Source organism: Pseudomonas sp. RG1 (genome assembly GCF_025910115.1).
Classification (GTDB): Bacteria; Pseudomonadota; Gammaproteobacteria; order Pseudomonadales; family Pseudomonadaceae; genus Aquipseudomonas; species Aquipseudomonas atacamensis.
The window spans coordinates 102,398-127,683 of the sequence record NZ_JAPCIK010000001.1 but is presented as its reverse complement, the minus strand read 5'-3'; the positions used below and the strand labels follow the sequence as shown (position 1 = coordinate 127,683).

Here is a 25,286-nt window from a genome sequence, read left to right as displayed (position 1 = left end):
GGGCGTGATGTTCACTCAAGTGCCGCAGCCACTGGTCTATGCCGAAGCGTTGCTGGCGCAGTTCGCCAGTCTTTCGCGCGCGGCGGACAGTGCTGCGCTGCTGAGTGAATTCGTCCGTGGCCTGGCCGAACTGAGTGGCTGCGAACTGACGCAGCTGTATCTGCTCGACGCCACCCACACCTGCCTGGGGATGAATGCCGAGTGCCTCGACGGCGCGCTGCAACCGCGTCAGGCGGCGAGCCTGCCGGCGGATTACAACGGTGAACAACTGCTGCAATTCGCCCTGTGCCAGAACCGCGTGGTGTGCCTCGACGACCTGACCGGCAGCCTGCACGAAACCAGTTTTCTGCCAGCGGCGAGCACGCCGTGGCAGTCGCTGTTGTGCGTGCCGCTGGTCAATCAGCACAAGTCGGTTGAGGGCTTGCTGCTGTGTGCCAGTCGTCGTCGCACTGACTTGCAGGGTTTCGCCGACTCCCTTGGCCAGCTCGGCTCGTTCGTGCTCGGCCAACTGCATCTGCTGCAACGCCTGCGTCAGCCAGCCGCCGAATCGGCCACCGCCACTCGCAGCGTGCCGAGCATCAGCGGCTACGGCCTGATCGGTAAAAGCGCGGCGATGCGCCAGACCTACTCGCTGATCAGCAAGATCCTCCACAGCCCGTACACCGTGCTGTTGCGTGGCGAGACCGGCACCGGCAAGGAAGTGGTGGCGCGGGCGATTCACGATTGCGGCCCGCGTCGCTCCCAGGCGTTCATCGTGCAGAACTGCGCGGCGTTCCCGGAAAACCTGCTGGAAAGCGAGCTGTTCGGCTATCGCAAAGGCGCCTTCACTGGTGCCGATCGCGATCGTGCGGGGCTGTTCGACGCGGCCAATGGCGGCACGTTGCTGCTCGATGAAATCGGCGACATGCCGTTGTCGCTGCAAGCGAAGATTCTGCGCGTGTTGCAGGAAGGCGAGATCCGTCCGCTGGGTTCCAACGACACGCACAAAATCGACGTGCGCATCATCGCCGCGACGCACCGTGATCTGGCGGCGCTGGTCAGCGAAGGCAAGTTCCGCGAGGACTTGTACTACCGCCTCGCACAATTCCCGATCGAGCTGCCGGCCCTGCGTCAGCGCGAAGGCGACATCCTCGATCTGGCCCGGCATTTCGCCGAGAAGACCTGCACGTTTTTGCAGCGTGACCCGGTGCGCTGGTCGGATTCGGCGCTGGAGCATCTGTGCGGCTACAACTTCCCCGGCAACGTTCGCGAACTCAAGGCACTGGTCGAGCGCGCGGTGTTGCTCTGCGAGGGCGGCGAGTTGCTCGCCGAGCATTTTTCCCTGCGCCTGGAAGCGATGCCGGAAGACAACAGCGGCCTGAATCTGCGCGAACGCCTGGAGCAGGTCGAGCGCACTTTGCTGCTCGATTGCCTGCGCAAGAACGACGGCAACCAGACCCTCGCGGCCCGCGAACTGGGCCTGCCACGGCGCACGCTGCTGTACCGCCTCGGGCGCCTGAATATCAATTTGGGTGACTTTGATGGTTGAGCTACAGCACTTCTTCGAACCCAACACATACCCTGTGGCGAGGGGATTTATCCCCGTCCGGCTGCGCAGCAGTCGCAGTCCGGTACATACGGTTTCACTGAGAAATCGCGCTGGCAGGTTATGGGGGCGCTGCGCGCCCCAACGGGGACAAGTCCCCTCGCCGCGGGAGGTCGCCGTACCTCCAGGCTATGGCGCAAGGCCTCGATCTAGAGGCTTCGAGCCCACCTCAAAAACTTATTTCAGCGCCGCCCGCAAGGGTCGGCGCTTTGTGCTTTGTCTACACCTGGAGACCCTCTGATGTCTGTTCGTCACTGGCACGCTGTCCTGCTGACCCTCGTCGTTCTATGCGGCCTTGGCGGCTGTAGCGGCAATTACAAATTCAACGACAACGACTATCGCCCGTTGGGTGATCCGCAAGCGGTCAATCGCGGCAAGTGACCGCAAGGAGCATCAAACATGGAATTGGTTTTCGAAATGCTGAACACCAAGCAGTTCGTGCCCACCGAGCTGTGCCAGCGGACCTTCAAGCAGGCCGGCGGCGTGATCGGGCGCGGCGAGGACTGCGACTGGATCATCCCTGACCGCAAGCGGCACCTGTCCAATCATCACGCGATTGTCAGCTACCGCGAGGGCTCGTTCTTCCTTACCGACACCAGCAGCAACGGTGTCCAGGACGGCAGCAGCGGCGCGCGCCTGCACAAGGGCGAGCCGGTGCGCATCGAGCACGGCAGCACCTACATTCTCGGCGACTTCGAGATCCGCGCGCGGCTGGTCCGTGACCCGGCGACCTTCGACGGCGAAGTCGGCCGTCCGCGTGCCGCTGGCAGCATCATTCCGGATGACGCGTTCCTCGACCTCGACCCGCTCAATGCCCTCGAACAGCAAGAGCGCGTCTACTCGGAAATCGACGAACTGCTGTCGCCCACCGCCAAGCCGGAAGACTCCCGTCAACGTGCCGACTACGCGCGCATCGACATGGAAAGCCTGATGGTCCCGGAGCTGATCGCCGCCCCGGTCGAACCTGAGCCGGCGCCTGCGCCGAAAGCCGTCGAGCGTCAGAGCGAAGGTTTCTGGGAGCACTTCGGCGCGGCGCTGGGCGTCGACGTCAAAGGCCTCAGCCACGACGAACGCGAAGCGCTGGCGCTGAACGCTGCGCGCCTGCTGCGCCAGAGCATCGGCGGTTTGCAGCAGAGCCTGCGCACCCGCTCCGAGCTGAAAAACGAACTGCGTCTGGCGCAGACCACCGTGCAGGGCACCAACAAGAACCCGCTGAAATTCGCCGTCGATCCGAGCGAAGCACTGCAGATTCTGTTGCAGCCAAGCAAGCCTGGACACCTGCCGGCCGAGCAGGCGATCTCCCGTGCATTCCGTGATTTGCAGGCGCACCAAGTGGCTTTGCTGACCGCCAGTCGCGCCGCCGTGCGAGGCACGCTGGAGCACTTCTCGCCGGAGCAACTGACCCTGCGTTTCGAGCGCGACAGCAAGCCATTGATTGCAACATCGGGTGGGCGCTGGAGAGCGTTCGGCCGCTATCACCAGGCACTGCGTCAGGACGATGACTGGAGCGAGCGTCTGCTGGCCCGCGACTTTGCCCAGGCCTACGAAGAACAGATCCGCCTGATCTCCACCCTCCACACCGACCACCAAGGATGATGCGCATGTCTCGCCGCTCGACCGCTTTTTTCAAGACGCTGACTGCGCTCACCGTGCTGGTGCTGCTTGCCGGTTGCTCGTCGCTGTCGCCGTACTCGAAAGTGACCAAGATCAATCTGAAACTGACCGGCAGCGATCAGCTCAACCCGGACCTCAACGGGCGGCCGTCGCCGATCGTCGTGCGTCTGTTCGAACTCAAGCACCCGGTGACCTTCGAGAACGCTGATTTCTTCAGCCTCTACGAGCGCGCCAAGGAATCCCTCAACCCGGATCTGGTGGCCAGCGAAGAACTCGAATTGCGCCCGGGCGAAACCGTGGAACTGAAACTCAGCGTGGAGGAGGGCAGCCGTTACGTGGGCATCCTCGCCGCCTATCGCGACCTGCCGGATACCCAGTGGCGGCACACCGTGCAGATCACTCCGCTGGAACTCACCGAGGCTGATCTTACCCTCGATCAGGCCGGTATCCGCAATACCCAACAAGTGCTCGCCAAGGCGGATGACTGATCATGAACACCCATAAAGTCATTTGGCAGGAAGGCATGCTGCTGCGACCGCAGCACTTCCAGCACAACGATCGCTATTACGATCACCAGATGAAAACCCGCACGCAATTGCTCGGTGGCTACACCTGGGGTTTTCTCAATCTGGAGATCGACTTGCAGTTCCTCAACATGGGCAAACTGGTGATCAGTGAAGCCTCGGGGATTCTGCCGGACGGCAGCCTGTTCGAGCTCGGCGGCAACACCGAACCGCTGGCGCTGGACGTGCCGCCGAACACCGGCAACACGCCGATCTATCTGGCGCTGCCGCTGGTCACCGGCAACCACATCGAGGCCCGGCGCCCGGAGCAATCCGACGTGCTTGCGCGCTACACCGCGTATGACGCCGAAGTCGCCGACTCCAACGCCGGCGATGATTCCGCCAGCCAGGTCAGCTGCGGTCGTCCGGACTTCAAACTGTTGCTCGGCGAGCAGCAGAGCGATCAGGCCTACGTGAAGCTGAAAATCTGCGACGTGCTCGACACCACGCCCGACGGCGTCATCAGCCTCGACCCGGATTTCGTCCCGACCTACATTCAGGCCCACGCCTCCAGCTACCTGCTGTCGTGCCTGAAAGAAGTGATCAGCATGCTCAGCCACCGTGGCGACACCATCGCCGAGCGGATTCGCTCCAACGGCAAGGTCGGCGGCGCTGAAGTCGGCGACTTCATGATGCTGCAACTGATCAACCGTACCGAACTGCTGCTGCGCCATTACCTCGGTCTGGAACAAGTGCACCCGGAAGAGTTGTACCGCACGCTGCTGACCATGCTCGGCGATCTGGCGACCTTCTCCGGCGAGAGCAAACGCCCGCGTCTGGACAGCCGCTATTCCCACGCCGATCAGGGCGCAAGCTTCCGCAAACTGATGGAAGCGATCCGTCAGGTGCTGTCGATGGTGCTCGAACAGCACGCCATCGAGTTGATCCTGCAGGCGCGTCAGTACGGCATCATCGTCTCGCCGTTGCACGACCACAAACTGCTCGGCTCGGCCTCGTTCGTGCTGGCAGCCAGTGCCAACTGCGACTCCGAAGAACTGCGTCAGCGTTTGCCGCAGCACCTCAAGGTCGGCCCGGTGGAGCGCATCCGCCAACTGGTCAACCTGCACTTGCCGGGGATCAAGGTCAAACCGTTGCCGGTGGCCCCACGGCAGATCGCGTTCCACTCGAACAAAACCTATTTCATTCTCGAACTCAGTTCCGAAGACCTGGCACAACTCGAACGCTCCGGCGGTTTCGCGTTCCACGTGTCCGGCGAATTCGCCGAGCTTGAACTGAAATTCTGGGCCATCAGGAACTGACCGACATGATCAAGGAAACGGATTACAACCAGGACGACAAAACCGTCCTGCTCGACCGTCAGGGCCACGGACCGGCATCGAGTCCGCTGACCGACTTCGCCGCGCCGCCGCGTTTCGAGCAACTGGAAGAACGCATGATCTACGCCGCGCGCCTGCGTCCGGCGGAGGCGTTCAACATCAGCCTCAACTCGCTGGTCGCGGCCTCGTCCGACCTGCTTTCGGAAGTGGTGCGTCTCAAGCACAGCGAAACCCGTGAAGACCTGTATGCGCTGAATGAGCGGCTGACCGCCGGGCTGAAATTGTTTGAAGTACGCGCCCTGCACAACGGCGCCGAAAGCAGCCAGGTAATGGCCGCGCGTTACGTGCTCTGCACCGTGGTCGACGAAGCCGTCGTGACCACGCCGTGGGGCAACGAAAGCGAGTGGTCGCAGATGAGCCTGTTGAGCAGCTTCCACAACGAAACCTTCGGCGGCGAGAAGTTTTTCCAACTGCTCGATCGGCTGTCGAAAAACCCGGTCAAGCACCTGCCGATGCTCGAACTGATGTACCTGTGCCTGTCCCTCGGTTTCGAGGGCAAGTACCGCGTACAGGCACGCGGCATGCTTGAGCTTGAAGGCATCCGCGACGCCTTGTACCGGCAGATCCGTCAGTTGCGTGGCGACGTGCCGCGCGAGTTGTCGCCGCACTGGGAAGGCCTCAACGACCAGCGCCGCAACCTGGTGCGTATCGTGCCGGCGTGGATGGTGGTGCTCTTTACTCTGGTCTGCCTGGTGGTGATGTATTCGGGCTTCGCCTGGGTCCTGAGCGAACAACGCGACACCGTTCTGCATCCTTATCAGCCGCTTGATCCAGCCGCGGTGCAACCGCAGGCGCAGCCGTAAAACAGGGACGTGTGATGAAAAAGTTTTTCAAGAAAGTCGGCGCCTTCCTGCGCCAGACCTGGGTCTGGACCTTGCTGCTGGTGCTGTTCGTGGCGCTGCTGGTGTGGTTCGTCGGCCCGTTGTTGGCGGTCGATGATTACAAGTTCTGGGAAAGCGCGACCTCGCGCCTGCTGACCATCAGCGTGCTGTTCCTGATCTGGGGCCTGACCATGGTCTTCGTCAGTTGGCGCGCGGGTATCCGCAAGAAAGCCGAGGAAGAAAGCGAGGACGGTCAGGACCGTATCCGCCGCGAAGAGCTGATCGACGAAGAACAGAAAGAGTTGAAGGCGCGTTTCAAAGACGCGCTGAAAACCCTGAAGACCTCGAGCCTGTATCGCGGTCGCAGCGAGCGCTGGCGCAGTGACTTGCCGTGGTACCTGCTGATCGGTCCGCAGGCCTCGGGCAAAACCAGCCTGCTGGACTTTTCCGGTCTGGAATTTCCGATCAACAAGATCGACCGCAAGCTGACCCGCGACACCCTCGGCACCCGTCATTGCGACTGGTATTTCGCCGATCACGGTGTCCTGATCGACACCGCCGGGCGCTACACCACTCAACCGGACGCCGAAGTCGACGGCAACGCCTGGACCACCCTGCTGGAGCTGCTGCGCAAGCGTCGTCGCGGTCGTCCGTTGAACGGCGTGCTGGTGACCATTCCGGTGGAAACCCTCACCGGCGGCAGCGAGCAGGACATCGAGACCCTCGCGCGCCAGGTGCGCAGCCGTCTGCAGGATGTGCATCAGAAACTGCACGTCGACGTGCCGGTGTATCTGGTCCTGAGCAAGGCTGACAAGCTGCTCGGCTTCGATGAATTCTTCGACCAACTGACTCGCGAAGAAAGCGATCAGGTGCTCGGCACCAGTTTCCGCAAGGATCAGGTCGGCACCGACGTCACGGTTCTGCGCAACGAGTTCGAAGAGCTGCTGCGCCGCCTCAACAGCCAAGTGATCATGCGCATGCACTCCGAGCGCGACACTCAGCGCCGTGGCCGCATCCTCGACTTCCCGCATCAGTTGGGGCAGATCGGCGAGCGTCTGTGCCTGTTTGTTGACATGGCGTTCACCGGCAACCGCTATCAGCGTGCCACGCAACTGCGCGGTTTCTACCTGACCAGCGCGCCGCACCTGACCCAGGAAATGGATTCGACCACCGCCGGCATCGGCGCCAGCCTGGGCATGAACGCCGGCGTGCTGCCGACTCTGCGCAGCGGCCGTTCGCGGTTCATTCATCACTTGCTCAGCCAGGTGATTTTCCCCGAGGCCGATCTGGCCGGTCTGGACAAGCGCGAGCGCAGCCGCATTCATTGGGGCCAGCGTGCGCTGTACGTCGGCGCTCTGGCGGCACTGGCACTGTTCGGCATGCTCTGGGCCGGTGGTTTCTCGGCCAACTACGAGCGTCTGGAAAACCTGCGCACGCTGGCGCAGAACTGGACCCAGCAACGCTCGGCCGTAACACCGCGAGATGACGCCATGGGCGTGCTGAAAGTGCTCGACACCAGCTACGCAGCGACTCAGGTGTTCCCGAGCAAGGGCGACGTGTCGTACCACGAGCGTGGCGGGCTGTATCAGGGCGAAGAGATCAACCCGGTGGTGAAAACCGCCTACGAGCGTGAGCTGGAAGCGCAGTTGCTGCCACGGGTCGCAACCATGCTCGAAGGGCAGATCCGCGCCAACATGAAGGACCGCGATCGCCTGCTCAACAGCCTGCGCGCGTACCTGATGCTGAACATGAAGGATCGTCGCGACGCGGCGTGGCTCAAGGACTGGGTCGCCACTGACTGGTCGCAGCGCTACACCGGCAACACCGCGGTGCAGAACGGTCTGAACACGCACCTCGAGCGCTTGCTCAAGCAGCCGTTCATCTACCCGCTGAACGATCAACTGGTGACGCAGGCGCGTCAGGTCCTGCGCAGCGAATCGCTGGCCAACGTGGTTTACCGCATGCTCCGCGAGCAGGCGCGCAACCTGCCGGACTATCGCTTCAGCCAGCACCTCGGCCCGCAAGGCTCGTTGTTCATCGGCACTGAATACGTGATCCCGGGTTTCTACACCCAACAGGGTTATCAGCAATATTTCTCGGTGCAGGGCGCGGCGCTGGTCACCGATATCCTGCGTGACAACTGGGTGCTGGGCGAAGGCGCGGGCATCAGCGACATGGACTTGCGTCGCCTGATGGTCGAGCTTGAGCAGCTGTACTTCCGCGACTACGCCAACTACTGGAGCGAAGCCGTTGGCCAGGTCGCATTGCCACCGATCAGCGACGCCGGCGAAGGCGCCGAGCAACTGGCGGGCCTGACTTCGGCCAACTCGCCGGTCCTCGCATTGCTCACCGAAGTACGTGAAAACACCCGCTTCGAAGCCGCGGCTGATCCGGTCGATGAAGCCGGCGAAGCTGCCGATGCGCTGGCCGGACAGAAAGGCAAACTGGGCAAGGTCGGCAAACTCGCCACCGCTGCCGCCGACAAGGCTTCGGCGCTGAACGTGGCGAAGAACCTGCCGGACACCGCGAAGAAATCCCTGCAACGCCGCTTCGAACCGCTGCATCGTCTGCTCGATGACAACAACGGCCCGGGCGCCGACCTGACGCCAGCGTTCAGCGCGCTCAACGACCTGCAACTGCAACTGGCCGGTCTGGCCCGTTCCAGCACGCCGGAGCAAGCCGCGTTCGAGATGGCCAAGACGCGCATGAGCGGCCAGCGTGATGCGCTGACCAACCTGCGCAATGCCTCCGGTCGTCTGCCACGTCCGCTGAGCGTGTGGTTCAACGTGCTGGCCGAGGACTCGTGGCGCCTGGTGCTCAACGATGCCTATCAATACCTGAACGGCCGTTATCAGAACGAGCTGTACAGCGTGTATGGCAAAACCATCAGCAAGCGCTATCCGTTCAGCGCCAGCAGCACCAGCGACGTGGCGATCAGCGACTTCCGTGAGTTCTTCCGCGCTCAAGGTACCGTCGACCGCTTCTTCGACAGCTACATGCGTCCGTTCGTCAGCGGCGATCCGGGCAACTACCGCATGCGCAGCGTCGACGGCCACAGCCTGCCGGTATCGAAGGTCTACCTCGATCAGATGGCGGCGGCGCAGACCATTCGCCAGAGTTTCTTCTCGATCAACCCGGCCGAGCCGACCGTGCAGTTCAAACTGGAGCCGTACACCCTCGATCCGGCGGTCAGCCGTTCCGAATTCAAGTTCGGCGACAAGACCATGGAATACCGTCACGGCCCGATCCTGCCTATGACCTTCAAGTGGCCGACCGATGCTGAAGACGGTCGCACCAGTCTGGTCATGGACAAGATGGCCGGGCGTCCGATCGGTATCGAGAAGAACTCCGGCCCATGGTCGCTGTTCCGTCTGTTCGACCTGATGCAGACGGAGTACCTGAACGGTCGTGACGTGCTGGTACTGAAAGCCGACGTGGGCGGCCTGCGCGCCAACTACCTGCTCACCAGCCAGCGCACGCCGAACCCGTTCGACATGGGCGTGCTGCGCACCTTCCGTATGCCGGTGCAGCTCTGATGCTGGTGGCCAGTCCCTGGCGCAGCGCGGCGCGTACCGACCCGGGCAAGGTGCGGGCGCGCAACGAAGATGCCTTCCTCGACTCGCCGCAGCAGGGGCTGTGGGTGGTCGCGGACGGCATGGGCGGTCATCAGGGTGGCGACATCGCCAGCCAGTTGATCGTCGCCAGCCTGGCTGAGTTGCCGCAACACGAGGACTTCGACGAACGCCTCAAAGCCATCCGCCAGTGCCTGCACTGGCTGAACCGGCGTTTGGGGCAGGAGTTGACCGTCACTGCCGGACGCCACGACAGCATCATGGGCAGCACCGTCGTCGCGCTGCTGGTGGAAGGCAATCGCGCGGCCTGCATCTGGGCCGGCGACAGCCGTTGCTACATGTGGCGCGGGCAGCGGCTGTATCAACTGTCCAAGGACCATTCGCTGCAACAGCAACTGATCGACGAGCAGCAAATGAGCGTCGAACAGGCGGCAGCGCACCCGGCGGCTCAGGCACTCACCCGAGCCGTCGGCGCCGCCGACACACTGACACTGGATGTGCTTGAACTCGAGATCTATCCGGGCGATGTGTTCTTGCTCTGCAGCGATGGTTTGTATCAGGGCCTGAGCAGCGACGCCCTCGGCAATGCCCTCAGCCTCAGCGCGCCGCACGTGGCGCTGGAACGTTTGTTCGACGGCGCCCTGCGAGGCGCCGCGCGCGACAACCTGACTGCCGTGGTGATCCGCCAATGAGTGAACTCGAATCGCCCATCGATGACTTGCTGATCAGCGAGGAGCAGGCCAGCAACCTGACCTACTTCGCCTTCGCCAAGGGCAACAAGGCCGAACCGTTGCTGGCGCCGACCAAGGCCAGCATCGGTGCGCTGCCGGATGTACTCGCCGGTCGCTACCACCTCGAGCGTCTGCTCGGGGCCGGTGGCATGGGCGCCGTTTACCGGGCGCGGGATCTGCTGCATGAGCAGTTCGGCGATCCCGACCCTTACATTGCGCTGAAACTCCTCAGCGAAGAATTTGCCGAATCGCCGGACGCCAGTGCCTTGCTCTACAGCGAGTTCGCCCTGACCCGACGCCTGCGCCACGACAACGTCGTACGTGCGCACACCTTTGAAGTCGACACCGACTGCCAGCGGGCCTTCATCACCATGGAATACATGCGTGGCCTGACCCTGGACAAATTGCTCTGCGAGCGGCCCCTCGGCCTGCCGTGGCAAGAACTGCGCGACATCGTCCTGCCGCTGCTCGACACGTTGGCCTACGCCCACCGTCGCGGCGTGCTGCACGGTGATCTGAAACCGAGCAACGTCATGCTCAGCGAAGACGGCCTGCGCCTGTTCGACTTCGGTCTGGGGCAGGCAGAGGAGGGCACCTTGCCCGGTCTGCCGCACCTTAGCCGCGAGCGTTTCAACGCCTGGACGCCGGGCTACGCCGCCCCCGAACTGCTTGAGGGTCAACCGTTGTCGGCCAGCGCGGACGTGTACGGCGTGGCCTGCGTGATCTATGAACTGGCGGGCGGCAAACACCCGTTCCGCCGCTTGCCCTCGACCCAGGCCCGCGACGAGCATCTGGAGCGCGAACTGCGCGCCCCAGCGAATCTACCCCAGCACGGCTGGCAAGCGCTGCGAACCGCGCTGAGCTTCAACCCGGCAGAACGCACCATCACTGCCCAACAATTGCGTGACGCCTTGGGCGCCACTTCGTCCTGGCTGCAACGTCTGCGACTTCGGGCGTAACGGATGACATTCGAACAGGGAGCACACGATGTTCAACTCAGCTAACGAAACCCACTTCAGCCTCAAGGTCGAAGACTACGTCGGCGACCTGCAAGTGCTGTCGTTCACCGGCACTGAAGGCATCAGCCAGGCGTATCGCTTCGACCTCGAGCTGGTCAGCGAAAACCCCGATCTGGACCTTGAACAACTGCTGCACAAGCAGGCGTTTCTGGCATTCGATCCACAGGGCTCGGGCATTCACGGGCAGATCTACCGCGTCGCCCAGGGCGATGCCGGCAAGCGCCTGACCCGCTACAAAGTCTCGATCGTGCCGCAACTGCAATACCTGCATCACCGCACCAACCAGCGCATCTACCAGCAGATGTCGGCGCCGAAAATCATCGCGCTGATCCTCGAAGAGCACGGCATCAAGAGCAACGCCTACAGCTTCCAGCTCAGCCAGCCGTGCCCGGATCGCGACTACTGCGTGCAGTACGACGAAACCGACCTGCATTTCGTCCAGCGTCTGTGCGAAGAAGAGGGCATTCACTACCACTTCCAGCACAGCGAAAAGGCCCATCTGCTGGTGTTCGGCGACGACCAGACCGTGTTCCAGAACCTTGGGCAGCCCACCGCTTATGTGCAGGGTAGCGGCATGGTCGCCGACGAGCCGGTGATCAAAGCCTTCAAACTGCGTCTGGAAACCCGCACCACGCGCACCACGCGCCGCGACTACGACTTCGAAAAACCGCGCCTGCGAATGGAAGCCGCGTACAAACCCGACGGCGACAGCACCGAGCCGGATCTCGAAGATTACGACTACCCCGGCCGCTTCATCGACCGCGCACGCGGCAAGTTCCTCAGCCAGCGCGCCCTCGAACGCCACCGCGCCGACTACCGCCAGGCCGAAGGTCGCGGCGACCAGACCAAACTGGTCAGCGGCCACTTCATGGAAATGTCCGACCACCCGCGCAGCGAGTGGAACGACCTATGGCTGCTCACCGAAATCTTCCACGAAGGCAAACAACCGCAAGTCCTCGAAGAAGGCGTGACCAGCGACACCACCGACAACAAGGACGACTTCCACCAAGGCTACCGCAACACCTTCCTCGCCACCCCGTGGGACGTGTTCTACCGCCCGGCCCTCGAACACCCGAAACCACGCGTGCTCGGCAGCCAGACCGCCATGGTCACCGGCCCCAAAGGCGAAGAAATCCACTGCGACCAATACGGCCGCATCAAAGTGCAATTCCACTGGGACCGCGAAGGCCTGGCCGACGACAAAACCAGCTGCTGGCTACGCGTCTCCAGCTCCTGGGCCGGCGACCGCTATGGCGCCATCAGCATCCCGCGCATCGGCATGGAAGTCCTCGTCACCTTCCTCGAAGGCGACCCCGACCAACCACTGGTGACCGGCTGCCTGTACCACAAGGAAAACCCGGTGCCGTACGCACTGCCGGCGAACAAGACGCGCAGCGTGTTCAAAACGCTTAGCTCGCCGGGTGGTGGTGGGTACAACGAACTGCGTATTGAAGACAAGAAAGGTGCAGAGCAGATCTACATTCATGCCCAGCGCGATTGGGATGAAAATGTTGAGCATGACCAGAAGATTCGCGTCGGAAATGAACGTCACGACACGGTGGTTAAGAACAGCTACACAGAACTGAAGGCTGAAGAACACCGCACGACGATTTCCGATCGCAAGGTTGAAGCGAAGCTGGACGATCATTTGACGATTGGGCAGAACCAGCATGTGAAGCTGGGTACGGCGCAGCTGACCAGCGTGGGGAAAGAGATACACCTCAAGGCTGGGGACAAGATTGTTATCGAGGCGGGGACAGAGCTGACCATCTTGGGTGGTGGGAGCTTTATCAAGCTGGATGGCGGTGGGGTGACGGTGGTTGGGCCGGTGATCAAGATCAATGCCGGTGGCTCGGCTGGGTCGGGTACTGGCATCGGGATTAAACCGCCGGTGCTGCCAGGGGCGGCGGATAAGGATAAGGCGGGGAGTTTGATGGATCAGGCGTTGTTGAATGCACCGCCTGAGAAGGTTAAGCCGAAGGCTTTTTTTGTGTTTTCTGAGTGATGAGTGTCGTGATGACAACAAACAGGTACGTAAGGCAGATGAAGTGGTTTTCGATTGTTTTGTTGTGCTGGGGGATGACTTCGGGGGCCTTTGCCTCTTCGTCCAGCACCGCCCAATGCCCAAGCGGCAATTTTGCTGATTTCGTAAAAGTATTTGCATCTGAGCCAGAGACACAGAAAGCGTTTATTGCGTCTCCTCTGAAGCATATTCACGTGATAGCTGATGGGAAAATACCGAAGGTTGTCGAACGGAGCTTGGGCTCGATTTCCGCCGATGAGTTGAAGGTGCTGCTTTCGGAAAATGCTGCCAAATTGGGTCTCACTATTGAGACCAAGGTGCCTGACAGGGTGGTCGTGCGTGATGAGGCGGGCCATTTTTTAAAAATTTTCGTCTTCAAACATGGTGATTGCTGGACTCTGAGTCGAGTGGAGGATTGGGCAATCGATGCGGTCATGGAAGAGATCACTCAGTCTGAGAAACTAACGCCCGGTGAGATGGAACTCAAAAAAGGCGTCATATTTGACAGGCTGGTCAATAAAGCGTCTCCCGAATCAGGAATCTATTTATACGCCGCGGCATTGGATAGCTATTTAGAGGGTGCCCGGAAGGGTTCGGCGCAAGCAGCATTTGCTGCTGCGGGAATCAGCCTTTCTGGGCAGGCGCCACGCTTGGAGAATTCCAGAATCGTGGCGTTATTGATTCAAGCTTCAGAGCAAGTACCGGATGCCGGCTTGACTCTCGCAGATTTTTATTGCGACGAAGGTGAATACGACGAAAGTCACGGTTGTATTAATCCCAGAGAATCAATAGCGACATTGGAGCGTGCCGCCCGCCTAGGTTCGACTAACGCACTGATTCGATTAGGCGAAGTGTACGAAGCGGGAGCCCTCGTAGCGGCTGACTTGCCTCGCGCGATGGCGTGTTACCGAAAGATCCAGAAAACCGATCCTAACACGGCTACCGCGTTGGTTGAGCGCTTGGCAGCCCGAGGCGTCGTCAGCGATAACTCTATTCAATGTTTTGAAGCAGGAAGCTTTTGATGAGCACAGGACTACTTGAGCAAAGGCAGCAATATCGCACTGGTTATGAGTATGGCCCTTTCAAGGGCGAGACTGACCATGATAACAATGGCAAGAAGGAAATTGACTGCTCCGGGCTTCTGTATCGAATGCTTAAGGATGCTGGATATACGATCCCTTACCTCACAACATCAGGGTTAAATACCGACACTACTTATTTTGATGTGATCCCACTCGCGGAAGTACAGCCTGGCGATATTGCGCTGTGGATAAACTTTCATGGGCACACTGGGGTCATCGAAGACATCTCCGGATCGCCTGTTCGAGATCGGGGGAATTTCTTCGGTTCACAGTCTTCAAACGGACCGAAATCTGCCAAATATGGGGCGGGCAGTGGTTACTGGCCAATGCCTGAAAAGTTTTTACGCCCGAGGCCCCAATTCAGAGGCGCACAACCAGCACCCGCACCTAATCCTGCGCCGGCCCCTGCACCGGCAGGCCCAGCTCCGCTGATGAGCTTCCAATATCCATTCCGTAAACCAGATGGCAAGCAGTTCACTGGGGCTGACGAAGTATATAAGGTACTAGAGAGCGAAGTATCTGGTCATTATTTGTTAGGTAGTAACAAATTCTGGCATGGCGGATTACATGTTAGCAATGCAAGCGCTCCCCAATGTGTATTGGATGAACCATTACGGTGTATGGCTGATGGTGAAGTCGTTGCTTATCGCCTGAATAAAGAATATCTAGAATCACCATTTGATGCAGGTGGGAGTTCAAAAAAATTAAAGTATTCGAATTCTTTCTGTCTGGTCCGGCACGAGTATAAGTCTGCACCTAATCCAGAAGAAGGGGCGAATAAGGGGAAGCAAAATAAGCTGACATTCTACAGCCTATATATGCATTTGCTACCGTTTGATCGTTATCCTATACCTCCTGAGGAAGCGCCTAAGCCGAAAGTGACAATGCAGGTCAATGATTTTAAAGCATATGACGAATTGCCAGTGTCATCTAGTATTGTGTCTGTGGGTAAGTTAAACAAAGACTCGAAACTTGAAATCTTAGATCAAAGTCCGGTCGCGGGTACAGACCGAATTTATGCTAAAGGTAAAATCATATCTGGAAGTGTGCAGCTAAACTCACAAAAGACACGAGAAATAGGGAGTGAAGTCTGGTTTGCGTACTTAAAGGCCGGCGAACCCTATAAAAACAACGCCGGTGATAGAGTTTGGTTGGAAGAAAAGTTACCAGAGCGAGAGCGGCCAACCTATTGGCAGGGCAAGGTTCATGGGACAGTAGTTAATAAGCTTCCCCTTTTCGGTGCACCGTCAGATCCTACTAATGGCAAGCCAGCGGGTGCTTCGCTCGGTGCCTTGCAATTGATGATGAACAGCGTCGTAGCTTTTGATAGTCAAAAAGTTTTGAATTTAGTTGTCGGGCCATCCCTGCAGCGTATGGCCGAATGCACGCTGGTGAGTGGTGGTCCGGTCGCCACAGGAAATGTGCCACCGACATTCTGGGCGTGTGTTGAAAATACTTCGGAAAATAATGTTCTAAAATGGAGTTTAGCTGAACCGGCATCTGTTGACACTGTTTTGAACATAGGAGTTGGAATTAAGGCGGGAGATCCTGTCGGTTACCTTGGGCAAATGGAGAATGTCACTGAAGCTGGGGAGGTTAGTAGTAAGTTTCAAGCCCATATAGAAATTTTTACCGCTGATACAGGTATAGAAGACTTTTTGAATAATACTGCTGCCTTAAAAGTTGGCAGACAGTATTTGTATTTAGCCAAAAATTCTCTGGTTAAGTTAAAGGCCCCAGCCACTGGGGAAGTTTCTCTGAAAGAACTGCTTGTTGTAGAGTTAAGCAAAGCGCCGATTTATAAAGATGCACAAGAGTGGTATGAGATCAATGTAATAGACGAAGGGCAAAACGTGGTCGGTTTAGTACGTAAGGCTGGCGCCACTTTAATATCGCAGCATGATTGGGCGAAGCTGGGCTTTCAGATAGTGGAGGAGTCAAACGCTGCTGCTGATGGATTTCTCGATCCAAACGATATGCCCGTTTTCTTCAAAAGATTGTTTGAAAAAATCGATAAAGATAATAATAAAGAGATAGACGCATCAGAGTTGGCCGACGCGTTGAAGGATACTGACACACGCTCTCAATGGTCAAAGCTTGTCGCCAAGCATCCAACGGAATGGAAGGATAGAGCTAATCAACCAAAATGGGCTCGGCTGGATGATATTTTAGAGCATTCGCCAAAATTAAAGGCTCATGAAAAAGAGAGGATAGATAAATTTATCTTCTGGGATGAGCTATCTGGAAAAGCGTCAGTTGAATCCAGTCTAGTTTGGCACTTTCATCCGATAGAGTTCATAGCTGGGTTTACTTCGTCGGCCGCGGAACTGATCTCTTTCGATCAAATGAAGAAAATGTTCCCAGACTCTACCGATCAAAAGCGTGAGGAGGTAAGGGGGTTATTTAATAAGTATGCTGATCGATTTGAAATTAATACCGCGCCGAAAATGGCTCAGTTTTTTGCTCAAGTGAAGACCGAGGTTGGTAGCGCGTTGGTAGGTAAGGTAGAAGATCTTTGGTATTCAGCTGAAGCTCTCAGGTCTAAGTTTGGAAGGTATTTCAACACATATCCTGCGGAAGCTGAACTGTATGGATATAAACGCATTACAATGGCGCAGTATAATGCACTAAGCCCTGCGGCAAAGAGCGCCTATACGATTCGTAAAAATAAAGCATATTCTCAATTCCCAAATGAAGACGAGATCGCGAAGCGTATTTATTGCTGCAACTCAGTTCAAGGTGGATTTGTATTGACTGCGGGTGGCTGTGAAGAAGGTAAGAAGTATAAAGGCAAAGGTTTTATTCAGCTGACGTGGAAATCAAACTATCAGGCGGTAGAGGACCGCTTAAAGCAAAAAATACCTGAGGAAACCATTGAAATGGTTTCCAATCCAGACCAGTTGCTGGATACAAAAATAGGATTATTATCGGCTATGGGGTTTTGGGATGTAAATAATATAAATAATTTAGTCGCGCCAAATACGGACTCTACTAATAAAATTACTGAAGTAGTTAATAAGCATACTGATAGTTATGCGGAGCGCAGGACTAATTTTACAGCTATTTATCAGGAGCTTAATAAATGATTTTTTTAAAAAAATTTTGGTGTCTACAGATTTTTTTATTTATTTTTTTTGCTGGCCAGTCTTCACTTGGTACTGCAAACGATAGTCTTCCTCCTGCAGAAATGGTGAAGAAACAGTTTGATGTTGGTTTGGTTCCTGGATTAAAGTCTCCAAGACTCCTAGTCGTGAAAAATGAAGATGCTGCACTTCCCGACAAACTAGTCTTGGTTGCTGAGGTGTCTGGGGAAGACTCGGTTATATTGAGCGCAAAATCCGCATTGGCGAAAATTAATAATGTCTATTCGCCTAAAAGTTATGACGGCTTCAATGTTTCTGTTGTTAAAGGCGCCGATAAAACTATAGGTGTTGTGGATTCTCAAGGGGAAATATACACCTTCAATTCAGACGCTCACGTTGTGGGAGATGTTTTGAATTTGATTACAAAAAAAGAAGACCAAACGTCGCAGAATTTTAATGTTCAATTTGAATATGATGCTCCTCGCAAAAGTGTGGCAGTTAGCCGGGTTGTCTATACGGTTAATAATGAATCGTGCGATAGATCTCTTAAGAGCGCTTATATTTTACCTCTGAATGTTTTGATTTCTAAATCACTTGAAGATTTCGACGGTGCGACTGCATTTGAATATCTTCAAAAGTTAAATTTGGACATTCAGGCGGGGCGGGTGAAAGGTGAAAAACTCATGTCATCCTTTGTTGTCTTGACGGCAGACCAAGCACTCGTTGCATACAAAAATAATGATAAAAATAAGCTCATAGAATCTATGGGTTATCTTGTTGCCGATGGGGGCAGTAGTGAGTCGTGTGCACCTGAAAGCTACATAGCTGAAGCGTATTTCTATCCTGACAAGGTGGGTTGGTCCAATGATCTCGGATTTTTGTTTGCTGAGGCAGGATATTATTCAGAATCGGTTGAACTACTAAGAAAGGTGATTTCTGAAAACCCAGAGAGAACTGTCGCTTACTTGAATATAGCTGATGCATATTGGGGGTTGAGCCAAAAAGATTTGGCTGCAGAGAACTATAAAAAATATATCTCTATGATGCAGCAGTCGGGAAAAGCCATGAAAATTCCTAAGAGAGTTTTAGAGCGATCGTAATAAGAGGGACGGATTTATTTTTTTAGTCCGTCCCGCGGGCAACTCTTAGGGTGAAATTAGGACAGATCACGGTTTTAGTATTTGCCACGAAAAACGTGGTCTGTTCCTTTTTTTCCTCAAAAGGATATATAAAGTTGAAAAAATATTTAACTCTATTTAAGCGGCATTTTATTCCGTATGTAGTTTTTGGTTTCGTAGCGTCCAATGTGTTTGCGGATGCCGCACCCACAATAGGTGAATTCCATCCTACGGTGGTAGCCTCTTTGGGCGAAGAAAAGATCGCTGTATTTTTTTTGAAAAATAGTCTGAAGGCGATAGCTAAAGAAGAGCATGTTGCCGATGCTGAGATATATTACTCATCATTGAGCTCCGGTAAACCCTCTCTAAACTATGTATGGAAGGTTGAGGGGGATCAGATCGCTTCTGTATTTTTCTACGAGTGGAAGTCCCCTGCGAGAGCCGGAAAATCTATGTTTGTGTTGACAAAAAGAAAATTGTCGAACTCGGCATTTGACGGTTTTGCTTATTCGGTAATGGAGCTTCCAATAAGGAGAGATGGTGGACGTGTATCCTTGCTTCATTTTAGTGGCGATTTGCCTGACCCATCTCTAGATAATTGTATGGAGGGAGCAGATCTGGTTAGGGGAAATAAAGTGGTCTGTGCTTATAAAGATGCGGCGAGCATTAAAAATTACTTTAGCTTGCAGGACAAAAAACATTAAAAGTTGTGTGCGCGGCAATGGAGAAAACGGGGCGGTTCACTTTTAGCTGAATCCGTCCCGCGGAAATGGGGACAGACCACGATTATCCGAAAAACGTAGTCTGTCCCCTTTTTTTCGTTTCTGAGGTCAGCCGGATGATTCGATTAATTATATTGCTTTTGTCTGTTTATAGTGGCGCCGCTTATTCTGGCTCAGCTGAGCATAGCCTATTATGCAAAGAACCTGGTCAGAGTTCTGACGCGGCTAGGTTGACTCTTTCGTTTGAAGAGGAAATCTTTTTTCTTGACAACACTGATCGCGGATGTCGGTCAGATTATGTCGTTAGACAAGCGCAAGGAACGGAAAATGAGTCGATCATATTTTCTTATCCGACGAGTGACGATATGGGCTTAAATGCTCAAATAATGATTTTTGCTGCTCCAGCTAATGGCGGAGAAGCCCACTATATCGGAGATATTCCTGCTGGTGCTTCAGAACTAAAGGATGGAAATTATCAAGATATTCAGCAGGCTGGTGATTCAATCTACGAGAATATCTACCGTGTTGATGGTTCTAAAGTTATTACTTTGATGCCAGGGAAGGAGTTAATCATTTCCGGCGAACAGTGTGTTTATAAGAAAGCAGGTGACGCTGTTTGTCAGAAAATGCGAGGTAGCTTTGAAAAACCTATGTGTGTCCTTAATGATGGTACGCGTAAAATCCTCGCCGTTGCGAGTGACTGCACAGAGCTGAAAGAAAACCTTTAAGGTGAAATGGGGACAGACCACGGTTTTAGTAATTGCCCGACAACGCGACAACATGGTCTGTCCCCTTTTTTCACGACTACTACCGTGTGTTCATTTACCAAGTCAAAACCGGCACCTTCGAAGAGTTACAGCCGGACTGCGGCGACGACTTCGTTAACCTGCGCGTCGACAAAAAACGCAAAGCGTTGCTCAGCACTTACTGGGAAATGAACATCCCCAAGCAATGCATCACCCGATTCACCAAACGCAAAGTCTGAATGACTCAAGGATGAACAGTGAACCGTTTTGTTTTAACCCTGCTAGCCGCGCTGCTGCTGCCAGTTTCAGCGGCCTATGCGCAGAACGACTGCAGCCATGTCACCTCAAGCCTGGAAATGGTGCCCTGCTCGGAGGCGGCGAAGAAGGCTGCCGATGCGCAATTGAACGTCAGCTACAAGCAGTTGATGACGCGGCTTGAGTCTGACTATCGAACAGATCCGGCGTTGGGCGCGGAGTACGCGGCGAAGGTCAAGGAGTCGCAACGTGCGTGGCTGAAATTGCGCGATGCGAACTGCCCTTTGGAGGCATTCGAAATCGAGACGGGGATGCCGGCGCATGTGTTCGCTGTCAACTCGTGCATCGCCAGAATGAGTCGTGAGCGCTCGGCGTATCTGGACAAGATTGTCCCTGCTCTTGCATCCGACAAGAACTCGTCGACGGCTCCCACCAGGGACGCTTGCCCCTCGGAGGAATTCGCGCCTTTCATTGCGGCGTTTTCCGCCAACGGCGAATCACAACGCCGTCTCACTGCAATGACGGTCAAGTCGCTGGTGTTGAAACCGGTAGCGGGGAAGGATCGAAGTACCTTTGAGCCTTCGACCTCGGGTGTCAGTGGGGCTACTTTCACCTACCCGCTGATGGCCGCCATCACACCCGGTAAAACGCCTGAAGTCGAGATCGAAGAGGTCGACGACAGTCACGTCAACGTGGTGGATAAGCGGGCGGGCAACAGCAATATCAAGATCTTCAACTTCTCTCGTCAGGCGTGCTGGGTGCTTGAGGGGATTGAGGACTGGTCGATCAGCGAAAAGGATCTTGTTGCAACAGAAAACCCTGGAATGAGCCGCGCCGAAAACTTTTGTTATCAGCGTGCCGAAGCGTTAGGTGGGCTGGGGTTTCTTGAGCAATACCGGCTGAGTGCGGAGCTGATTGAAGCGTCCCTGGAGAATTTTGTGTGTGCTGCAGAGTCGGGTGATGCACAGGCGAGCCTGTCGGCGGCAAGCCTGAGTCTTTCGCAAATGGCGTCTCAGTTGGAAACCCCTAAGGTTGAGGCTTTGTTCAAAGCGGCTTCGAAAATACCAAAGGGTGCGATGGGCTATGCGACGTTTCTTTGTTCAGGAAACTCCACTGACTATAACGGCCCTTGCCTTCATCCCAAGCAGGCAGAGGAGCAGGTCATCCGCGCCATTGAGATGGGTTCAACGGACGCTATGGTTTATCTGGCTTCTACGTTCGAGGCTGGAGAGTTGGGAACAAAAGATCTGTCACGCGCACTGGCTTGTTATCAAATGGCGGCGGATAAAGATGAGCCCCGCGCGATTGAGCAGTTAAAACGTCTGGACTCGCATGGCCCGGAGCCGATCAAGGCCAGTCACTGTATTTGAAACCGGATCATGCTTGATGCTTATTCGCAGGCATCGCGCCTGAATGGGGCAGGGTAAAACGTTTAATTTTCGAGCATCAGACACATCCGGTTTTCATTTAAACTCCCCACCCCCAAGGAACGCGCTCAGGACACGGAATGCCAGCCTCTTCTTCCTCGCTTCGCCCAGCGTTGGTGCTTTGGCTATATGCCGCTGCCATCACGCATATCCTCGCCGGTCTTACCCTGACCTGGCCCGGTGACTCCGGCTTGCTCGATGGCTACCTGCAAGTCCTCGAACTGTCGTTCTGGGGCGCCGATGCGGTTCCCACCGCCGGCCACGAACAACAAGTCTGGTGGCTCGCGCTGTTCGGCGCGACGTTGCAAAGTTATTCGCTGTACATGTTCGCGCTGGTGCACTTGGGTAATCGCTTGAAAATCCCGGCAGTCTGGGGCTGGTTGATCGCTGGCATCCTGTTATGGGCCCCGCAGGACATGTGGCTCTCGGCGCAACAGCAGGTCTGGTCGCACGTGTGGCTTGACGGTTTTGCTCTGTTGGTGTTGTTGCCGCCGCTGTTTTGGCTGTACAGACATGACCGTCAAGGGAAGGAGTAACAGCGTGAAAGTATTTCGATTCTTCTCGGTTGCTTGCTCCCTGCTGCTTCATCCGCATTGTTTGCTGGAGAAGCGTGCAACCCAGACAGTTTGTCCAACCCGGACTTGATCACCTGCGGCCAGCAATCTTTCGAGAAGGTCGATGGTGTCCTGAACGAGCAATACAAAAAAGCGCTGTCGACTCTGGCTCCTGCGGAGCAAAGCCATCTGAGAGATGTGCAAAAGAACTGGGTGCGCTTCAAAGAATCGTTTTGCGAAGAGCTTTATGGAGCCGCGTTGCCGGGCGCTGAAGCGCCAATCGAAAAGCTTGGGTGTCTGGTGCAGACGACCAATGCTCGGCTGGGAGAGTTGGTCGCTCTACAGACGGGTTTACCGCTGGATGGTTTTTACAAAGCGGCATCCGCGATTGAAGGGAAGGATCGTCAGAGAAATTTAGCGGCCTCAATTGAGCGGCTGGGAGGGGATCAATTCGATGATCCGCTTTGGAAGAAGTACGCAGAAGGGCACTGCCAGATGGCTAGCCGTCTGTTGCGTGAAGACGTCGCCTACTGCGTGGTGAGGATGCGCTTTCAATTACCCATGAACCGCTAAAGGAATGTTCGGTTTGAAATTTTCGTCTGCATTGTTTTCCGCGTTGCTCGTTTTCGTTCCTCTGGCGGCTCATAGCGAGGTCACGACCGAGTTTTTTTGCTTCCGCTCCTACGAAGGCAAACCCATAAATTTTGAATTTCGAACCTATTACGACTCTGTCGCCAAATGGAGCGGTGCTGGCGTCAAGTACAGCAAGTCGAAAAAGGCTATCGGGCTGGTTCATCGCAGTACTGAACAAGAAGAACTCGTGTATGGCCGGCCTTACCAGTACACGACAACTTGGGTTGAAGTAGTTGATGGTGCACTGACAGGTGAGTATCAGATGGTCACTCAGGGTGGCCGGGTTGATGCGATGACGTATACAAATTACAAATCTGCGAAGAAGTATTCGTTTGAAAATGATTACAACGTGGATTCGAAACCTGAAACAGGTTGCCAGTGGTGAGACAGGGAATACTCACATAGGGGGCTTAACACCCCTTTTTTTCATTTTCAATCTGGCCCTTGAATCATCAGCAGGAAGGTGAGTTGAAAAGATTAGCTTTGGTCGCGTTATTGCTGTGCTCTTTCTCTGTGGCTGCGGGGCCAATGTTCCCGTCCCTCAAGTCATGCATGGAGGCCGACAGCGGCTGTGCGTTGGCGTTGAAAGAAAACCTTCTGGTGGACGCAAAATCCGGGCAACGTCTCTCCGACGAGGCGGAATCGGCCGGAGCAATGAGTGGTTTCTGGCTGTATCGAGATGGCGAGCGTTACATCCTGGAGAACGAAAACTACTCCCAGGCAAAGTCGCGTCGTTGGCTGGTTTTTACTTACGACGGCGGAAAAGTAGTACTCGACGGCGCCTATATTTTTTCAATAGACGTTAATCCGGAGACCGGTCCCTACTGGCACGGTTACGACTGCCGGGGTGATGCTCAGCCATTGGCAGTGCCAACAAAAGAACCCTTCAGTGACGTCGCTTTGGAGGCGTTGTGCGGGGGCGCCGAAGGTTGGGTCGTCTCAGGAAAAGATAAGACAGTGCCCGTATCAGCCAAGGGGCTGGCCGTGAGTGTTCCCGTTTACCACGCTCGCAACCGTGATGGTTCAGCGACGTACCTGTTTACTGAAAGCGATGTTCCGGATCTTTCGAAGCTGGTGTGTTTGTCCAATTGCGTCGTCGTCGCTCAAGCACCAGAACGCGTCTCGCAAGAAACAGCGTCATTGCAGGGCGGGCAGGATGAAACGTTGTGTTCCGCCGAAGAAGACATCTACTTCAGCTGTCCTTTGACAGGAGGTAAAACGGTTTCTGTTTGCGCGCAAGGGAATAACAAGCCCACTGCCGGATATGTTCAGTATCGTTACGGTGTTCCGGGAAAGATAGAAATGCTCTATCCGCAGAAGAGCGTGCCTCCCAAGGGCAAGTTCTTCGTAGTGGATGCGTCGGAAGGCAGCGTTAACCTGAACAACATCAAATTCAAAAAGGGCCCGTATACCTACCTCGTTAATCAGGCGTTTGTGAGTTTTTTGACGGTGCTCAAGGATGACAAGGTGGTGTTCCGGCAGTCCTGTAGCGCGGGTGGTTATTCATTTGTTAGTCGGGTTGCCCCTCAGGGTATAGAGGCACTGCCTAAAAGCGCTGAAGACTTGAGATAGCGAAGAAGACTGCAGAAAGGGGACTTAACGTCCCCCTTTTTTCATCCGCAAATCCCGCTACGGCTTTGCCGCCGCGCTCTTCACCTCAATATGATCAAGCGTCCCTTCCACCATCAGTCGCACACCGTCCGCCATTCTGCTCAGGGCCAGTGCAACTGAGCGGCGTGAGCCGTGGAGGTCGTCGGCGAGGTCGCAGGCGATGACGCTGATGGACAGGAGGTCTTCGGAGGCGTTGGCCATGAGGGCTTCGGCGTCGGTGCCGGGGAAAGTTTGAAGAGGCCGGTTTCGCGTCTGGGGTGGGGTTCGGTGGGCGGTTTGAAGTGGTGGTCGAGGGCGCGTTCGGCGGCTTCGTGGAATTTCTTCGATTCCAGTGATTCGTAGGGCGATATGTCCGGGGTTTCCGGGGGGTTGGGTGTTGGTTTCTTCATTCGGTCTTACTCCAGTTTCAGGAGCTGGCACCGTTTCGCTCGCACTTCGAAAGGGGTGGCAGCTGTGCATAGGTGTGCAAGACCGGTGGAGTCACCCGGCAGACCCGAAGGCCTCCCATACACAGCAGCCATAACGATCCGCGAGCATAGGAAAACGCTCGGCGAATTGCCATAACCAATGTGTACTCCCGCCGGACTTGCACGTCCGTATCGCCGATTTAGCGGCGACACACAAAGCCTATCCCTAGCGCACCAACTCGCCTAGTTCACGGACAGCCCGGTACTTTGCAGGAAATTTCCCATGGATTCGCGGGCCGGAAGAGCAAAAGATCGCAGGCTTCGCCAGCTCCTACAGGGATGTGTTTCAACAGGTGTAGGAAAGGTGAGTGGTGAGACGCGGA

General features: G+C 55.9%; 21 protein-coding genes and 1 pseudogene. 21 read left to right on the top strand and 1 reads right to left on the bottom strand.

Features of this window, described 5'->3' with window-relative positions:
• The first annotated feature begins 7 nt into the window (after positions 1 to 7).
• The 21 genes from OK411_RS00610 to OK411_RS00510 all read left to right on the top strand — a co-directional run bounded on the left by OK411_RS00610 (position 8) and on the right by OK411_RS00510 (position 24,457).
• Positions 8 to 1,528, top strand: a complete 1,521-nt coding sequence (locus OK411_RS00610; RefSeq protein ID WP_206421366.1) for a sigma-54 interaction domain-containing protein — start codon at positions 8 to 10, stop codon at positions 1,526 to 1,528.
• Positions 1,529 to 1,825: 297 nt separating this feature from the next.
• Positions 1,826 to 1,966 carry a hypothetical protein gene (locus OK411_RS00605; RefSeq protein ID WP_003229566.1) on the top strand — a complete coding sequence of 47 codons (141 nt, stop codon included), beginning with the start codon at positions 1,826 to 1,828 and terminating at the stop codon, positions 1,964 to 1,966.
• 18 nt (positions 1,967 to 1,984) lie between these two features.
• Positions 1,985 to 3,181, top strand: a complete 1,197-nt coding sequence (gene tagH, locus OK411_RS00600) for a type VI secretion system-associated FHA domain protein TagH (protein WP_016772508.1) — start codon at positions 1,985 to 1,987, stop codon at positions 3,179 to 3,181.
• A gap of 5 nt (positions 3,182 to 3,186) precedes the next feature.
• The gene (gene tssJ / locus OK411_RS00595) at positions 3,187 to 3,687 is read left to right on the top strand and encodes a type VI secretion system lipoprotein TssJ (protein ID WP_016772509.1); all 501 of its coding nucleotides are present in this window, start codon (positions 3,187 to 3,189) and stop codon (positions 3,685 to 3,687) included.
• A 2-nt stretch (positions 3,688 to 3,689) separates the two neighbouring features.
• Positions 3,690 to 5,021: a type VI secretion system baseplate subunit TssK gene (tssK, locus tag OK411_RS00590; protein ID WP_016772510.1), complete on the top strand. Its 1,332-nt coding sequence runs from the start codon at positions 3,690 to 3,692 to the stop codon at positions 5,019 to 5,021.
• A gap of 5 nt (positions 5,022 to 5,026) precedes the next feature.
• Positions 5,027 to 5,902, top strand: coding sequence for a type IVB secretion system protein IcmH/DotU (gene icmH, locus OK411_RS00585; RefSeq protein WP_016772511.1), 876 nt, complete (start codon positions 5,027 to 5,029; stop codon positions 5,900 to 5,902).
• A 14-nt stretch (positions 5,903 to 5,916) separates the two neighbouring features.
• Positions 5,917 to 9,456 carry a type VI secretion system membrane subunit TssM gene (gene tssM / locus OK411_RS00580; protein WP_264364264.1) on the top strand — a complete coding sequence of 1,180 codons (3,540 nt, stop codon included), beginning with the start codon at positions 5,917 to 5,919 and terminating at the stop codon, positions 9,454 to 9,456.
• Positions 9,456 to 10,184, top strand: coding sequence for a PP2C family protein-serine/threonine phosphatase (locus OK411_RS00575; protein ID WP_264364263.1), 729 nt, complete (start codon positions 9,456 to 9,458; stop codon positions 10,182 to 10,184). The genes tssM and OK411_RS00575 overlap by 1 nt, the downstream gene beginning before the upstream one ends.
• A complete protein-coding gene (locus OK411_RS00570) occupies positions 10,181 to 11,182 on the top strand; it encodes a serine/threonine-protein kinase (protein ID WP_264364262.1) in 1,002 nt (333 codons plus the stop codon). Before OK411_RS00575 ends, OK411_RS00570 begins: the two co-directional genes overlap by 4 nt.
• 28 nt (positions 11,183 to 11,210) lie before the next feature.
• Positions 11,211 to 13,247: a type VI secretion system tip protein VgrG gene (locus OK411_RS00565; protein WP_264364261.1), complete on the top strand. Its 2,037-nt coding sequence runs from the start codon at positions 11,211 to 11,213 to the stop codon at positions 13,245 to 13,247.
• A 38-nt stretch (positions 13,248 to 13,285) separates the two neighbouring features.
• Complete coding sequence (locus OK411_RS00560; RefSeq protein ID WP_264364260.1) at positions 13,286 to 14,287, top strand: sel1 repeat family protein; 1,002 nt, start codon at positions 13,286 to 13,288, stop codon at positions 14,285 to 14,287.
• Positions 14,287 to 17,433, top strand: a complete 3,147-nt coding sequence (locus OK411_RS00555; RefSeq protein WP_264364259.1) for a hypothetical protein — start codon at positions 14,287 to 14,289, stop codon at positions 17,431 to 17,433. Before OK411_RS00560 ends, OK411_RS00555 begins: the two co-directional genes overlap by 1 nt.
• Positions 17,430 to 18,530, top strand: a complete 1,101-nt coding sequence (locus OK411_RS00550) for a tetratricopeptide repeat protein (protein ID WP_264364258.1) — start codon at positions 17,430 to 17,432, stop codon at positions 18,528 to 18,530. The genes OK411_RS00555 and OK411_RS00550 overlap by 4 nt, the downstream gene beginning before the upstream one ends.
• Before the next feature lie 134 nt (positions 18,531 to 18,664).
• The gene (locus OK411_RS00545) at positions 18,665 to 19,252 is read left to right on the top strand and encodes a hypothetical protein (protein WP_186546054.1); all 588 of its coding nucleotides are present in this window, start codon (positions 18,665 to 18,667) and stop codon (positions 19,250 to 19,252) included.
• 134 nt (positions 19,253 to 19,386) lie between these two features.
• Positions 19,387 to 19,998 (top strand): hypothetical protein, encoded by a 612-nt coding sequence (locus OK411_RS00540; protein ID WP_122506234.1) that lies wholly within the window; start codon positions 19,387 to 19,389, stop codon positions 19,996 to 19,998.
• 86 nt (positions 19,999 to 20,084) lie between these two features.
• The gene (locus tag OK411_RS00535) at positions 20,085 to 20,255 is read left to right on the top strand and encodes a hypothetical protein (protein WP_225922743.1); all 171 of its coding nucleotides are present in this window, start codon (positions 20,085 to 20,087) and stop codon (positions 20,253 to 20,255) included.
• 18 nt (positions 20,256 to 20,273) lie between these two features.
• Positions 20,274 to 21,641, top strand: a complete 1,368-nt coding sequence (locus OK411_RS00530) for a lysozyme inhibitor LprI family protein (RefSeq protein ID WP_264364257.1) — start codon at positions 20,274 to 20,276, stop codon at positions 21,639 to 21,641.
• A gap of 137 nt (positions 21,642 to 21,778) precedes the next feature.
• A complete protein-coding gene (locus OK411_RS00525) occupies positions 21,779 to 22,234 on the top strand; it encodes a cell division protein (protein WP_264364256.1) in 456 nt (151 codons plus the stop codon).
• 90 nt (positions 22,235 to 22,324) lie between these two features.
• Positions 22,325 to 22,825, top strand: a complete 501-nt coding sequence (locus OK411_RS00520; RefSeq protein WP_264364255.1) for a lysozyme inhibitor LprI family protein — start codon at positions 22,325 to 22,327, stop codon at positions 22,823 to 22,825.
• 13 nt (positions 22,826 to 22,838) lie between these two features.
• Entirely contained in the window at positions 22,839 to 23,270 is a 432-nt protein-coding gene (locus tag OK411_RS00515; RefSeq protein ID WP_264364254.1) for a hypothetical protein, read from the top strand.
• An 83-nt stretch (positions 23,271 to 23,353) separates the two neighbouring features.
• Entirely contained in the window at positions 23,354 to 24,457 is a 1,104-nt protein-coding gene (locus OK411_RS00510) for a hypothetical protein (protein WP_264364253.1), read from the top strand.
• Between the two features lie 57 nt (positions 24,458 to 24,514).
• On the opposite strand, the pseudogene OK411_RS00505 reads toward OK411_RS00510, so the two are convergent.
• A pseudogene (locus OK411_RS00505) lies at positions 24,515 to 24,885 on the bottom strand (DUF6124 family protein).
• Positions 24,886 to 25,286 lie beyond the last annotated feature (401 nt).

What these genes read in the sequence shown, in the direction of transcription:
- OK411_RS00610 (WP_206421366.1), top strand. Translation starts at nt 8, where the DNA reads ATGTTCACTCAAGTGCCGCAGCCACTGGTCTATGCCGAAGCGTTGCTG.
- OK411_RS00605 (WP_003229566.1), top strand. Translation starts at nt 1,826, where the DNA reads ATGTCTGTTCGTCACTGGCACGCTGTCCTGCTGACCCTCGTCGTTCTA.
- tagH (WP_016772508.1), top strand. Translation starts at nt 1,985, where the DNA reads ATGGAATTGGTTTTCGAAATGCTGAACACCAAGCAGTTCGTGCCCACC.
- tssJ (WP_016772509.1), top strand. Translation starts at nt 3,187, where the DNA reads ATGTCTCGCCGCTCGACCGCTTTTTTCAAGACGCTGACTGCGCTCACC.
- tssK (WP_016772510.1), top strand. Translation starts at nt 3,690, where the DNA reads ATGAACACCCATAAAGTCATTTGGCAGGAAGGCATGCTGCTGCGACCG.
- icmH (WP_016772511.1), top strand. Translation starts at nt 5,027, where the DNA reads ATGATCAAGGAAACGGATTACAACCAGGACGACAAAACCGTCCTGCTC.
- tssM (WP_264364264.1), top strand. Translation starts at nt 5,917, where the DNA reads ATGAAAAAGTTTTTCAAGAAAGTCGGCGCCTTCCTGCGCCAGACCTGG.
- OK411_RS00575 (WP_264364263.1), top strand. Translation starts at nt 9,456, where the DNA reads ATGCTGGTGGCCAGTCCCTGGCGCAGCGCGGCGCGTACCGACCCGGGC.
- OK411_RS00570 (WP_264364262.1), top strand. Translation starts at nt 10,181, where the DNA reads ATGAGTGAACTCGAATCGCCCATCGATGACTTGCTGATCAGCGAGGAG.
- OK411_RS00565 (WP_264364261.1), top strand. Translation starts at nt 11,211, where the DNA reads ATGTTCAACTCAGCTAACGAAACCCACTTCAGCCTCAAGGTCGAAGAC.
- OK411_RS00560 (WP_264364260.1), top strand. Translation starts at nt 13,286, where the DNA reads ATGAAGTGGTTTTCGATTGTTTTGTTGTGCTGGGGGATGACTTCGGGG.
- OK411_RS00555 (WP_264364259.1), top strand. Translation starts at nt 14,287, where the DNA reads ATGAGCACAGGACTACTTGAGCAAAGGCAGCAATATCGCACTGGTTAT.
- OK411_RS00550 (WP_264364258.1), top strand. Translation starts at nt 17,430, where the DNA reads ATGATTTTTTTAAAAAAATTTTGGTGTCTACAGATTTTTTTATTTATT.
- OK411_RS00540 (WP_122506234.1), top strand. Translation starts at nt 19,387, where the DNA reads ATGATTCGATTAATTATATTGCTTTTGTCTGTTTATAGTGGCGCCGCT.
- OK411_RS00525 (WP_264364256.1), top strand. Translation starts at nt 21,779, where the DNA reads ATGCCAGCCTCTTCTTCCTCGCTTCGCCCAGCGTTGGTGCTTTGGCTA.